The following is a 13,177-nucleotide window of genomic DNA, read 5'->3' on the forward strand; positions in this document are numbered from 1 at the left end:
GTTTGCTTCGCGGATACCCCCACCTGACGGGGTCATGTTAGGGCCATTTAGGCCTAGTTGATGACAGTAGATGTCCATATGCGCATAATGCGCTAATGTTGCGACCGACTGTCACTCGCTGTCTCCAGCCGAAAGCTGAACGCATATTTGGCTGTCCGTTCAATAGTGATTATCGGACCACGCAGAGGAGATGTCTCCAGCCGTTCGGTGGCCCCCTGCGGCGGATGCCTCCTGCGGTTCGGTCGGCACCCATGCTTCAACGGAAAGGAAAAGAGTCGTCGCTCTCTGATATCTTTTGAGGGCGCGCGGCGGATCGCGCGTTATCTGGGGTTAAGACGTCTTCCGCATGACAATGCGGGAATTGCTGGGCTATTTGGATTTGGCCACCATTGCGGAGGAAGTATTGGTGGAGATCCGTCTCCTGGGCGGGCTTGCGGCATGGCGCGGGTCTGTCCAGATACCGCTGGGCACGCCGAAACAGCAGGTCGTGATGGCGATGCTGGGCGCGCACGTCGGTCGCGTGGTCACGACCGAGTCGCTCATCGACGAACTGTGGCCGGAACGACCTCCACGCTCCGCCATGGCGAACGTGCGGACCTACGCCGGTAATCTGCGCCGGGCGTTCGATCGGCACGGAGGTCGGACCTTCTCCCGGCTGCCTGGCGGCTATCGGCTTGAACTGTCAGAGGATGCGGTGGACCTCCCTCGGTTCGAGCGCCTCGCCCAAGCCGCGGAGACCGCATGGGCAGATGGCGACCTCGACCGGGTCCACCGGCTGCTGAACCGCATTGAGCCGCTCCGGCGTGGCCCCCTGCTCGCTGGGCTGCCCGTAGGGCCGGTCCTGTGCGCCCGTCGGGCCGCCGTCGAGGAGCAGCGTCTGTTCGTCGTGGAACTTCGGGCCAAGCTGGATCTCCGGTCCGGTCACACCAGATCGGCGATCGCATTTCTCACGGACCATGTGGTCGTCCATCCGTACCGGGAACAGGCGCATGCTCTGCTCGTCCGAGCGCACTACGCCGATGGTGATCCCGGCGGTGCCTTGGCCGCCCTCCATCGGGCGGAGGGTGCGCTCAGGGACCAACTGGGCATTGAGCCGGGGGCGGAGCTGCGGTGGCTGCGCCATCGCATCATGAATCGGGAGCCGGTTGACCGGCTCCGCACGGACCCGGGCGATCCGCCGGTCCCGGCTCACTCAGCCGGCCGGACCGAAGCGCGGGCGCCGACGCCCGGAAATCACCTGCCCCGGCTGACAGCGAACTTCGTGGGGCGCCGACAGCTCATGGAGCGCCTGATGGCGGAGACTGCCGCGGCCGGGGATCACCAGTCGCCGGTACGGGTGGTTGACGGCATGGCCGGCAGCGGCAAGACCGCCTTCGCAGTTCATCTCGCGCACCAGCTCGCCGGCCGCCACCCCGACGCGCAGCTCTTCATCGACCTGCGTGGACACTCCGGCGGCGCGCCGATGGACCCGGCTGATGCGCTGACCGCACTGCTCCGCCAACTCGGCGTCCCCGCCGGCCGGATACCGCCGGACCGGGTGCTCCGCGCCGAGCTGTGGCAGCGCGAGCTGCGCGGGCGCCGCGTCGTTGTCGTGCTGGACAACGCGGCCGGCAGTGAGCAGGTCCGGCCGCTTTTGCCGGCCGCGCCCGGCTCGGTCGTCCTCGTGACCAGTCGTCGGCGCCTGGCCGCCAGCGACATCGGGCCGCCCGTGCCGCTTCCGGCGCTGACCCCCGAGGAAGCGGTCCGACTGCTGGCGCAAACGGCCGGTGAAGACCGAGTGCGCGGGGAACCGGAAGCGGCGGCCGAGGTGGTGCGTTGCTGCGGCCATCTGCCGCTCGCCATCCGGCTGGCCGGCGGACGGCTCCTCCACCGGCCCACCTGGCGGGTAGCCGACCTGGCTAGCAGACTGAGCGTTGGCAGAACGGTGTTGCGGCAGCTTGCGGTCGAGCAGCAGACGGTGGCCAGCGCCTTCACTGCGTCGTACGAGCCACTGGCGGAGCCGGTGAGGCGACTGTTCCGGCTGATCAGCGTCCACCCCGGCGTCCATTTCGACGCGCCGGTGGCCGCAGCGCTCGTAGAACTGCCGCTGGACCTGACCGAGACGATGCTGGACGAACTCCTCGACCAGCACCTGATCGAGGAGGTTGAACCGGGTCGCTACCGCATGCACGACCTGATGCGCCAGTACTCGGCGGAGCTGTCTCGCGATCTCGACGGAGCGCGGGACCGGGCGGAGGCCGCCGAGCGGCTTCTTGACCATGTGCTGCACGAGGTGGTCAGCCGAGCGCAGTCGCTCGAGCCGCTGGCTCTGCCCCGGCACCTCCGCCTGGACGCGCCTCGCCGCTCCGACCTTATCGGGCGCTCCGACCCGGCGGACGTCGAGTGGTTGGAGCGCGAGCGGTCGAACCTGCTCGCGCTGATCGCATCCGCCGAACAGCGGTCGGCCAACGGGTACGTGTGGCGGATCGCCCGAGCCATGTGGCGGTTCTGCTACATCCGGGGCTACTTCGACGACATCATCGTCACCCACCGGTCCGGCCTGGCCGCCGCCGAGAAGGACGGTGACCGGCCGGCACAGGCGGTCATGCACAACTACCTGGCCTCCGCGTACATCCGCACCGGCAGCTACCCGGACTCGCTGCGGCACCTTGAGGTGGCGGTCTCCCTCTCCCGCGAGCTTGGTGACCAGTTCAACGAGCACCGCTACCGGGCGAACCTTGTGGTCGTCAATCTGCTTACCGGCGACTTGTCGCGCTCGGTCGGCCTCGGGCGGCAACTGCTCCGGGAACGCCCCGGCGGGGCCGCCGTCGAATCGAGCCTGGCGCTGGTGAACCTCGGTCTCGCCCTCACCGTCATGGGGTGCTACGGCGAGGCGATCCGGGCCCACCGAATCCACCTGTTCGTCGCCCGGTGTCGCGGGAACCAGTACGAGATCTCGAGCGCCCTCGGCCACATCGCGGCGGTGGAGAATCGGCTCGGCCACTTTGCCAAGGCCGTCCGGCTCATCACCGCATCCCTCCGGCTCCGGGACCGGACCGGGCACCGGTTCGGGGAGACGGAGGTCCGCAACGACCTGGGGATCGCGTACCGGCACCTGGGCCGGCTGGACGCCGCGCGGGAGCAGCACGAGCTGGCCCTCAGCCTCGCGGTTGACTCGGGCGAACGGCACGTGCAGGCCGCAGTGTGGAACGACCTCGGCGTGACGCTGGCGTTCGCGGGGCGTACCGATGAGGCGGTGGCGGCCCACCACCGCGCCCTCGAGTTGGCGACCCGCATCGCCCACCCGTACGAGCAGGGCCGGGCCCTCGTCGCCCTCGCCGATCACCTTGGCGACGGCGAGCGGGAGCAGGCCCGCCGGTACCGGCGGCGGGCGCTGGCGGTCTTCCGGCGGATGGGGGCGCCGGAGCGGGACGGACTCGAGCGGCTTCTCGCCGAGCCCGACGGCCGCTGAGTCCCTTATCGATTTCTTATCGCGGTGCCCGCTACCGTTCCGCACGGTCGGCGATCGGGGGAGGCCCTGCACGGGAGAGGGCCGAGTCGACGAGACGCCCGCCGGATGGTTCCCCCCAGCGACCTGTCGGCGGGTAGGTGAGGGAGGAGCGTCGGTCGTGCCGTCGGCACCCGCGCGCGGCGCTCCTCCCCACCGGCTTGCCGCCGCCGGTCGTACCCGAGGGATAGGCTCGCGGCCGTGACCGAACCCGTGCAGCTCACCCACGTCGACCCGGCCGGGGCGGCCCGGATGGTCGACGTCTCCGCCAAGCCGGTCTCCGGCCGGCTCGCGGTCGCCGCCGGCCGGCTCCGCACCACGGGCGAGGTGGTGGAGTTGCTGCGCCGCGACGGCCTGCCCAAGGGCGACGCGCTCGCCGTCGGCCGGCTCGCCGGGATCATGGGGGCCAAGCGGACTCCCGACCTGATCCCGCTCTGCCACCCGATCGCCCTGCACGGCGTCACCGTCGACCTGCGGCTCACCGCCGACACCGTCGAGATCACCGCCACCGCGCGAACCGCCGACCGGACGGGCGTCGAGATGGAGGCGCTCACCGCCGTGGCCGTCGCCGGGCTCGCCCTGGTCGACATGGTCAAGGCGGTCGACCCGGCCGCGTCGGTCGACGCGGTACGCGTGCTCCGCAAGGCGGGCGGCAAGACCGGCGAGTGGGTGCGACCGGAGGACCGGCCGTGATCCGGGCCCGGGTGATTGTGGCGTCCAACCGTGCCGCCGCCGGGGTGTACGCGGACACCAGCGGTCCCCTCCTGGTCGCGGGCCTGCGCGAGCTGGGCTGCGAGGTCGACGAGCCGGTGGTGGTGCCGGACGGCGAGCCGGTCGGCGCGGCGCTGCGGGCGGCCCGGGACGAGGATGTCGACGTGGTGCTGACCAGCGGTGGCACCGGCATCACGCCGACCGACCGAACGCCCGAGGTGACCCGCGCTCTGCTCGACTACGAGATCCCCGGGATCGCCGAGGCGATCCGGGCGCACAGCCGGGACACGGTTCCCGCCGCCGCCCTGTCCCGGGGGCTGGCCGGCGTGGTCGGCCGGATGCTGGTGGTCAACCTGCCCGGGTCGCGGGGCGGGGCGAAGGACGGGCTGGCCGTGCTCGGGCCGATCCTGACGCACGCGGTGGACCAGCTCCGCGGCGGCGACCACTGACCACGCTCGGACAACTCGAACCCGGCGCCGCGCAGCGCCCTGGAGCCCTCGACTTCCCGTCCGGCGATAGGCTCGCCCGATGAGCACGGAAACCGCCGCCGCGGCGCAGGTCGCCGCGCCGCCGCCGGCCGGGTGGGAGGAGGCCCGTTCGCGGGTGTACGCGATCGGCCTCGCCGCCGCGCTCCCCGCGGTCGACCGGGCGCTCGCCGACGCCGACGGACACACCCTCGCCGAGCCGCTGACCACGCGTACCGACCTGCCGGCGTTCCCAACCTCCGGCGTGGACGGCTGGGCGGTGCGCGGGGACGGACCGTGGCGGGTGGTGGGCCGGGTGCTCGCCGGGCACACCCCCGACCCGCTGTCCGACGACGGCACCACCGCCGAGATCGCCACCGGGGCGATGGTCCCCGAGGGCACCACGGCGATCCTGCGGATCGAGGAGTCGACCCGGCCGTCCGACGGTCTGGTCGCCGGCACGCCACGCCCGGGACCGGAGTGGCGGGAGCCGGGCGAGGAGGCGTACGCCGGGGAGGAGCTGCTGCCGGCCGGCACCCCGGTCGACCCGGCGGTGATCGGCCTGGCCGCCTCCTGCGGCCACGACACGCTGCGGGTCCGCCGGCAGCCGCGCGCCGCGCTGCTGGTCTTCGGCGACGAGCTGCTCACCGCCGGCCCGCCCGGTGCCGGCCGGGTCCGGGACGCCCTCGGCCCGACCGTGCCGGCGTGGCTGCGCCGGTACGGCTGCCAGGTGCGCCCGGCCGACGTGATCGGCCCGGTGGCCGACACCCTCCCCGCCCACGTGGCCGCCCTGCGTGGCGCCCTGGCCGACGCCGACCTGGTCTGCACCACCGGCGGCACCATGCACGGCCCGGTCGACCACCTGCACCCCACGCTGGAGGCGCTCGGTGCGGACTACGTGGTGAACACCGTCGCGGTCCGTCCGGGCTTCCCGATGCTGCTGGCCCGGCTGGTCGGCGACGACGGACGGGTCCGCTTCGTGGCCGGCCTGCCGGGCAACCCGCAGTCGGCGGTCGTCGCGCTGGTCTCGCTGGTCGCGCCGCTGCTCGCCGGCCTTCAGGGCCGGCCGATGCCGGTGCTGCCGCAGGTCACGCTCGCCGAACCGGTGCCCGGCCGCGGTGACTACACCCATCTCGCCCTGGTCCGGGTGGACCGGGCCGCCGGCACCGCCCACCCGGTGCGCCACGTCGGTTCGGCCATGCTGCGTGGTCTGGCCGGCGCGGACGGTTTCGCGGTGATCGGGCCGGGCACCGGTGGCGAGGTCGGGGCCCGCGTCCCGGTCGTGCCGCTGCCGCTGACGCCAGGGGAGCGGTCGTGGTGAGTCCCGCAGTCGGCAACGAGGGAGGAACGGTGAGCCACGTCGAGGGGGTCACCGTCGGCGCGGTGACCGATCAGCCGCTCGATCTGGCCGCGCACGAGGCGGCGGTGGCCGACCCGCGGGCCGGCGCGGTGGTCTCGTTCCAGGGCGTGGTCCGCGACCACGACCACGGTCGCCCGGTCACCCTCCTGGAGTACGAGGGGCACCCCACCGCCGAGGCCGTGCTCCGGGAGGTCGCGGCTGAGATCGCCGCCGACCCGCAGGTGTACGCGGTGGCCGTGTCGCACCGGATCGGCCGGCTGGAGATCGGCGACGTGGCCCTGGTCGCGGCGGTCAGCACCGCGCACCGGGCGGCAGCCTTCGCGGCCTGCGCGCGGCTGGTCGACGAGGTGAAGGCGCGGCTGCCGATCTGGAAGCGGCAGGTCTTCGGTGACGGTACCGAGGAGTGGGTGAACTGCCCCTGACCGGCCCGCCCACCGTCGACGAGGGCGGGCGGGTGGTCAGCGGCGGGCGGTGAGCTGGGCGGTGCGGACCAGCCGGTCGTGGTAGAAGGCGGGTTCGGCGCCGGGCCGCCAGGGCAGCGCCGCGACCAGCACGATCAGGGCGATCGCCAGGGAGTTTTCCATCAGCGCGCCGAACAGGCCGTCCTGGTAGTGGGACACCTCGGGCAGCTGGTGCTCGTACGGCCAGATCGGCGAGACCAGGAAGATCAGGTAGAGCACGAGCGCGCCGACCCCGTGCCGCAGCCCGGTGAGTGTCGGATACCAGATCGGCGGGCGCAGCGGCGGTACCCCGCCGGTCGGCGGCGTTCCGGTGCCCCGGGCCGACAGCCCGCGGCTCGCCTCCCGGCGGCGTACCGCGGCGTCGGCCAGCACGATGATCGCCGGGATTACCCAGACCAGGTGGTGCGACCAGGAGATCGGGCTGATCACGTTGGCGGTCAGGCCGACCAGGGTGAACGCGGTCAGTTCGTCGCCGTCGGCCCGGGCGCTGGCCGCCCGGGACAGCCCCAGGGCCAGCACCAGCACCGAGAAGGCCAGCCAGAGCAGGCCGGGCGTCTCGATCGAGTCGTAGAGCCGGGCCAGCAGGCCGGCGAGGGACTGGTTGGCGGTCATGTCCGCCGCGCCGACCCGCTCGGTCTGCCAGAGCACCGAGCTGAAGTACGTCCGCGACTCCTCCCCGCAGAGCGCGAAGGTTCCGAGGGTCACGCCGATGGTGGTGCCGATCGCGGTCAGCGCCGCCCGCCACTGCCGGGTGATCATCAGGTAGGCGACGAACAGCGCCGGGGTCAGCTTGACCGCGGTGGCCAGGCCGATGCCCACCCCCGCCCAGGTGCCGTTGTAGACGAACCGGGCCAGCGCCGAGTCGGCGGTGTCGTGGTGGGTCCCCCGCTTGGCCCGCCAGCGCAGCCCGACCAGGTCCGCCATGATCAGCGCGAAGAGCAGGAGGTTGACCTGGCCGTAGCCGAGAGTCTCCCGGGACGGCTCGATGGCCAGCGCCATCGGTGTGGCGACGGCGACGGTGAACCAGAGCGGCCAGCCGAGCCGGTCCACGATCGGGCGCAGCAGCGCGGCCAGCACGACGGCGAGTGCGGCGATGCTGGCCAGGGCGTTGAACCAGCCGGCGGCCTCGACCGGCAGCCAGGACATCGGCAACATGACCAGCCCGGCGAAGGGCGGGTAGGTGAAGCCCAGGGTCGTTGAGGGTGCGATGAAGTCGTACAGCTCGTTCCCGCTCGCCCACCACACCACGGCACCGTGGTAGATCTTCATGTCGAAGAAGTTGTACGGCCGGCCGAAGGCGCCGATGGCGAGCCATGCGGCGTAGGCGACAGCGGCCAGGATGCCGGTCCGTACGACTGTCCTGCGCTCGTTCCCACGCGCTCCGCGACGGACTGGAGCGAGGCGGTCCAGCCGTCTACCGACGATCGCCGGCATGGCGGCGCCACCCCCGTACCAAGGTCGTCCTACCCGTCCAGGTCCCGCACGGAGCCTAGAACGGCGCCTCACGTTGCTGCCTCCCGCGTTATGCGACCGTGTCCGATCCCACACGTGTTTTTGACATTTCCACCGCGTTAACGGGTGTCGGACGGTTCAGGTGATTAGTGGCCTTGCGGGGGGTGGTGGCCGTATTGATGCAGGTCAGCCGGGAATTCGGCGGGCGGTGGCCGCCGAGCGCACAGCGATCTTCGCGTCCCGGCGGGGGGTCCGGACCGCCCGCTGCACGGAGCGGCGCGAGTGGTTGATCCGGTGGCCGGCGCGCCAGCGCAACCCGGGCTTGCCCTCGGTGTCGGCGGCGGCGAGGAGCAGGCCGCCGAAGAGCCCGAGGTTCTTCAGGAAGTGGATCTGGTTGTTGTTCTTCGCCGCCGGGTCGTCGTTGTTCCAGAACGGGTGCCCGGCGACGGTGACCGGCACCAGGGTGCCGGCCAGGATCAGCGCGGCGGGTCGGGTGAACTTCCCGGTCGCCAGCATCAACCCGCCGACGAGCTGGGTGGCCGAGTTGGCCCGGACGAGCGTGGCGGTGTCGGTGGGGATCCGCGGGTGCAGGTTCTGGAGCAGTGGGGCGGCCCGGTCGGTGACCGGCTTCGCGGCCTCGACCAGCCGACCCGGGTGCTGAAGGTTGCGGGCGCCGCTGACCACGAAGATGCCGCTCAACATGACACGGGCGAGGGTGCGCACGGGCTTCATGGATCAGTCATACCCCGTCGCGCAGTCCGCTACCCCTGCAACACCCGAAAGGGATCGGCCGACATGGACGTCCGGTCCGGGCGGTCCGACGGTCGATTTCAGCGACCGTCGCGGATGGACCGGCCGGGCGCGGTAAGGTCGCGCGGGTGACGACCCTGCGACTCCGACCCGAGGATCCGGCGGACGAGGGAGCGGTCGCCCGGGTGCTGGCCGCCGCCTTCGCCCGTCCTGACGTGGCCACGCCGCCCGAGGTGGACCTGGTCGACGAGCTCCGGCACAGCGATGCCTGGGTGCCCGAGCTGGCCATGGTCGCCGAGTACGGCGGGGAGGTCGTCGGTTACGCCCTGCTGAGCCGGGTACGGGTGTGCACCGAGCGCGGCTCCTACCCGGCCCTGGCGTTGGGTCCGGTGGCGGTTGCCCCGCACCGGCAGCGGATCGGGCATGGCACCGCGGTGGTGCAGGCGGCCCTGGACGCCGCGACCGAGCTGGGGGAACGACTGGTCGTGGTGCTCGGCGACCCGGCCTTCTACCGGCGCTTCGGGTTCGGTTCGGCGGACCGGGTGGGGCTGACCAGCCCGTGGTCCGGGCTCGGGGAGCCGTGGCAGGCCCTGGTGCTGCCGCCGTCCACCACCGATGCGGCCCCGCCGGCGTCCGGCGAGGTGGTCTTCCCGCCGCCCTGGTCGAAGGTCTGACACCGCCGGTCAGGCCGGCTGGGTCCGCAGGTAGCGGCCGAAGTGGGGGACGGTGAAGGCGACCGTGCCCCGCTCGCCGGAATAGATCAGCCCCTTCTTGATCAGCGCGTCGCGGGCCGGGGAGAGGCTGGCCGGCTTCCGGCCCAGCGCCCGGGCGATCTCCGCGGTCGGGACCGCCGCGTCCATGTCGTCCCGGCCGTTCTCCTCCCCCTCGATCAGGGAGAGCGTCGCCATCGCGCGCATGTACTCGCGTTCGGCCGGGGTGGCCCGTTCGAACCGGGAGCCGAAGAAGCCGACCGCCAGCTCGGCCTCCGCCTCGGGTGCGGCGACCCGGACGTCGGCGGCGGTGATCGGCGAGCGGGGGGCGTGGTCCCAGGTGGCTTTCCCGTACGCCTGGACGAAGTAGGGGTAGCCGCCGGACTTCTCGTAGAGCAGGTCGAGCGCCTTCTGCTCGTACTCGACCTCCTCCCGCTCGGCCGGCGCGCAGAGCGCCTGGTCGGCGGCGATCCGGTCCAGCCGGTCGATGCGCTGGTAGCGGAAGAGCCGCTCGGAGTACGACTTCGCGGCGCTGAGCACGGCCGGCAGGTGCGGCAGCCCGGCACCCACCACGATCAGCGGCGCGCCGAGCTGGGACAGCTCGTGGCAGGCGGCGCAGAGCGCGGAGACGTCCTCCGCGCCGAGGTCCTGCATCTCGTCGATGAAGATCGCGATACCGGTGCCCACGTCGGTGGCCACCGCCGCCGCGTCGCTGAGCAGCTCGACCAGGTCGATCTCGATGTCCCCGGAGTCGGCCCGGCCGCTGCTGGCCGGTACGTCGATGCCGGGCTGCCAGCGGTCGCGCAGCTTCGGGGCGCCGCCCCGGCCGGTGGGCGTGGAACGCTGGGCGAACGCCTTGAGCACGCCGAGGAAGGCGTCGATCCGGTCCGGGGCGCGGTGTCGGGGTGCGAGCTCGCGGACCGCCATGTGCAGTGCGGCGGCGACCGGCCGGCGCAGTGACTGGTCGGGCCGGGCCTCGATCTTGCCGGTGCCCCAGAGGCGGTTGATCGCCTGCGAGCGGAGGGTGTTGAGCAGGACGGTCTTGCCGACCCCGCGCAGGCCGGTGAGCATCAGGCTGCGTTCGGGGCGGCCCCGGGCGATCCGCTCCAGCACCACGTCGAAGACGTCCAGCTCGCGCCCCCGCCCGGCGAGTTCGGGCGGACGCTGGCCGGCGCCCGGGGCGTACGGGTTGCGGACCGGATCCACGAATCGCACAGTATCGGGCCGTCTAGCTGCGAGGCTAGACATCCGTAGATGGGGCTACCGGCGTGTCGGGTCCGTCGAGACAAAACTAGGGCTGTCTAGCGTGGATGCTAGACAGCCCTAGTTTTGGCTACGGCGGGATCAGCGCCGCTTCAGACAGAGAACGAAGTCGAGCGTGTCCAGCTCGCTGTCGAAAAAGAACCAGTCGGTGTAGCCCTCCACCTTGGCGCACTTCGCCTCGGCGTCCTTCTTGCCGCTCGTCGGACCGTCGATCCGGCTCAGCACCTCGTACGTCTTGGGGGTGCACTCGGTGATCATCAGCCTCGGCTGGCCGGTGCTCCCGTCGTTGCGGACGCACTGGCCCGACTGCACGAAGCGCGGGTCGGTCGAAGACGCCGGGGCCGCCGCCGCGGTGGCCGGGGCACCCGGGTCGCCCGCCTCCGCGGTCGGGTCGACGGCCGGTGCGCTCGCCACGGCGGCCCCACTCACCGGGGCCGGCTCGTCCCGGCCGAAGACCCAGAACGCCACCGCGGCGCCGAGCAGGAGCACCAGCACCACGGCCAGCACCGCGAGCAGCGGAGCCTTGCCGCGCCGGGGCCGGGGCGGCTCCGGGTAGGGCGGGTCGCCAGGCCCCACCGGCGGGTAGCCCGGGTGGGATCCGCTCTCCCAGCTCGCGGACGGCTCGTACCGCTGGGTGGGCGGGGCGGGCCGCGGGGCGGAGGGCTCCCCCCAGCCGCCCGGCTGGCCGGCGTACCCGGGAGTGTGGCGAGGGTCGGGCGGGGGCGGGTAGCCGTCGCCGGGTCGGCCGTCCCACGGGTCGGGCTGGCCGACCGGTGGTCCGAAGTTCGACATGGCAACTCCTCCGGAAAGCGCCGGTGCTGAGAGGCCGGCCACCAACAGGGGACGGCAACGTCGTCGTCACCGTAGCGTGGTCCACTGATGAGCTCACGCCCTGCCAGTGCGACACCGCTCGCCCACCCCGCCGCCCTCCCCACCCGGCCCACGCTGATCTGGACCGGGCTGATCCTCGTGTATCTGCTCTGGGGTTCGACGTACCTGGGCATCCGGGTCGCCGTCGAGTCGCTGCCGCCGCTCACCTCCGCGGCGATGCGGTTCGCCGCCGCCGCCGGAGTGCTGGCCCTGGTGTTGCGCCTCCGCCGCGGACCGGGCGCGCTCCGCGTCGATCGTCGGCAGGCCGGGTCCGCCGCCCTGATCGGCGTGCTCCTGCTCGCCGGCGGCAACGGGATGGTGGTGCTCGCCGAGTCCGGACCGCCCGGGGTGGCGGTGCCCTCCGGCATCGCCGCGCTGCTGGTGGCAACCGTGCCGCTGCTGGTCGTGCTCCTGCGTACGCTCGGCGGCGACCGCCCCCGGCCGTGGACGTTCGCCGGGGTGGCCCTCGGCTTCGTCGGCCTCGTCCTGCTCGTGGCGCCCACCGGCGGGCCGGGAGCCGTGCCGGTGGTCGGGGCGCTCACCGTGGTCGTCGGCGCCACCTCCTGGTCGGTCGGCTCCTACCTGTCCGGACGTATCCGGATGCCGGGGAACCCGTTCGTGGCCACCGTCTACGAGATGGTGGCCGGCGCGGTGGCGCTCGCCGTGATCGCCGCCGGTCGCGGCGAGTGGCGCGGCTTCACCCCCGCCGAGGTGACCGGCCGCTCCTGGGCGGCGCTGGCGTACCTGATGGTGGCCGGCTCGCTGGTCGCCTTCACCGCCTACGTCTGGCTGCTGCACCACGCGCCGATCTCGCTGGTCGCCACCTACGCGTACGTGAACCCGGCGGTCGCGGTGGCGCTCGGCGCGCTCCTGGCCGCCGAGCCGGTCACCGCCCACGTGCTGCTCGGTGGCGTGGTCATCGTCGCCGGGGTGGCGGTGGTGGTGAGCACCGAGCGTCCCCGCCGGCCGGTCGACGGGGCAGCCGCCGAGGCGGCCCGCCGGTAACATCCCGGCGCGTGTCCGCCGGGCTGGTGACGGGTGTCGCGCTCCTCGGTGCGCTGGCCGGCTCGGCCGCCGCGCCGCTGGCCCGCCGGGTGGCGCGGACCGGTCCGGTCCGGGTCGGGTGGCTCGGATCGGCGGCGGTGGGCGCGGTGGTGTTCGGCGGGCTGGCCACGGCGGTCGGCCCGGACCCGGCGCTGCCGGCGTTCCTGCTGGTCGCGGCCGTAGGACTGGTGCTCGCCCGGGTGGACCTGGCCTGCCTGCGCCTACCCGACCCGCTGGTGGCACTCGCCGCGGCCGGCGGTGGGCTGGGGCTGGTCGCCGCCGCGCTGGCCGCCGGCACCCCGGGCCGCCTGCTTCCGGCGCTGGCCGGCGCGGCCGTCTCGTTCGCCGGCTACGTGCTGCTCGCCCTGCTGCCCGGCGCCAGGCTCGGCTTCGGCGACGTGAAGCTCGCCGCCGCGCTCGGCCTGCCGCTCGGCTGGCTGGGCTGGCCGGCCCTGGGTCTCGGCCTGCTCCTGCCGCACGTGCTCAACGGTGTGGTGGCGCTCGCCCTGCTCGCCGCCCGCCGGGTACGCCGGGACACCGCCCTGCCGTTCGGCCCGGCGATCCTGACCGGCGCCTGGCTGGCGGTGCTGCTCGCCTGAAGCGTC

General features: G+C 73.1%; 12 protein-coding genes. 8 read left to right on the forward strand and 4 right to left on the reverse strand.

Translation table 11 applies throughout. From position 1 onward, the window contains the following. The first annotated feature begins 352 nt into the window (after positions 1–352). The 5 genes from ACL02O_RS00525 (at position 353) to ACL02O_RS00545 (ending at position 6,444) form a co-directional block, all read left to right on the forward strand. Positions 353–3,451: an AfsR/SARP family transcriptional regulator gene (locus ACL02O_RS00525; protein ID WP_412815915.1), complete on the forward strand. Its 3,099-nt coding sequence runs from the start codon at positions 353–355 to the stop codon at positions 3,449–3,451. Positions 3,452–3,688: 237 nt separating this feature from the next. Further along, positions 3,689–4,180: a cyclic pyranopterin monophosphate synthase MoaC gene (moaC, locus tag ACL02O_RS00530; RefSeq protein WP_412815916.1), complete on the forward strand. Its 492-nt coding sequence runs from the start codon at positions 3,689–3,691 to the stop codon at positions 4,178–4,180. Then, the gene (locus tag ACL02O_RS00535; RefSeq protein ID WP_412815917.1) at positions 4,177–4,647 is read left to right on the forward strand and encodes a MogA/MoaB family molybdenum cofactor biosynthesis protein; all 471 of its coding nucleotides are present in this window, start codon (positions 4,177–4,179) and stop codon (positions 4,645–4,647) included. Before moaC ends, ACL02O_RS00535 begins: the two co-directional genes overlap by 4 nt. A gap of 79 nt (positions 4,648–4,726) precedes the next feature. Beyond that, a complete protein-coding gene (locus tag ACL02O_RS00540) occupies positions 4,727–5,983 on the forward strand; it encodes a molybdopterin molybdotransferase MoeA (protein ID WP_412815918.1) in 1,257 nt (418 codons plus the stop codon). A gap of 29 nt (positions 5,984–6,012) precedes the next feature. Next, positions 6,013–6,444 (forward strand): molybdenum cofactor biosynthesis protein MoaE, encoded by a 432-nt coding sequence (locus ACL02O_RS00545; protein ID WP_412815919.1) that lies wholly within the window; start codon positions 6,013–6,015, stop codon positions 6,442–6,444. Positions 6,445–6,480: 36 nt separating this feature from the next. Here ACL02O_RS00545 and ACL02O_RS00550 read toward each other — a convergent pair whose 3' ends face one another. Continuing rightward, positions 6,481–7,917, reverse strand: a complete 1,437-nt coding sequence (locus tag ACL02O_RS00550; RefSeq protein ID WP_412815920.1) for a glycosyltransferase 87 family protein — start codon at positions 7,915–7,917, stop codon at positions 6,481–6,483. A 204-nt stretch (positions 7,918–8,121) separates the two neighbouring features. After that, entirely contained in the window at positions 8,122–8,667 is a 546-nt protein-coding gene (locus tag ACL02O_RS00555) for a DoxX family protein (RefSeq protein ID WP_412815921.1), read from the reverse strand. Between the two features lie 146 nt (positions 8,668–8,813). Between ACL02O_RS00555 and ACL02O_RS00560 the strand changes: the two genes are divergently transcribed. Then, complete coding sequence (locus ACL02O_RS00560) at positions 8,814–9,359, forward strand: GNAT family N-acetyltransferase (RefSeq protein WP_412815922.1); 546 nt, start codon at positions 8,814–8,816, stop codon at positions 9,357–9,359. A 9-nt stretch (positions 9,360–9,368) separates the two neighbouring features. On the opposite strand, the gene ACL02O_RS00565 is transcribed toward ACL02O_RS00560, so the two are convergent. After that, a complete protein-coding gene (locus ACL02O_RS00565; RefSeq protein WP_412815923.1) occupies positions 9,369–10,601 on the reverse strand; it encodes an AAA family ATPase in 1,233 nt (410 codons plus the stop codon). 138 nt (positions 10,602–10,739) lie between these two features. Beyond that, positions 10,740–11,450: an LppU/SCO3897 family protein gene (locus ACL02O_RS00570; RefSeq protein ID WP_412815924.1), complete on the reverse strand. Its 711-nt coding sequence runs from the start codon at positions 11,448–11,450 to the stop codon at positions 10,740–10,742. An 87-nt stretch (positions 11,451–11,537) separates the two neighbouring features. On the opposite strand from ACL02O_RS00570, the gene ACL02O_RS00575 reads away from it, so the two are divergent. Further along, positions 11,538–12,533 carry an EamA family transporter gene (locus ACL02O_RS00575; protein WP_412815925.1) on the forward strand — a complete coding sequence of 332 codons (996 nt, stop codon included), beginning with the start codon at positions 11,538–11,540 and terminating at the stop codon, positions 12,531–12,533. A gap of 11 nt (positions 12,534–12,544) precedes the next feature. Continuing rightward, complete coding sequence (locus tag ACL02O_RS00580) at positions 12,545–13,171, forward strand: prepilin peptidase (RefSeq protein ID WP_412815926.1); 627 nt, start codon at positions 12,545–12,547, stop codon at positions 13,169–13,171. Positions 13,172–13,177: the final 6 nt, after the last annotated feature.

This window comes from Micromonospora mangrovicola (assembly GCF_047200535.1).
Taxonomy (GTDB): Bacteria; Actinomycetota; Actinomycetes; order Mycobacteriales; family Micromonosporaceae; genus Micromonospora.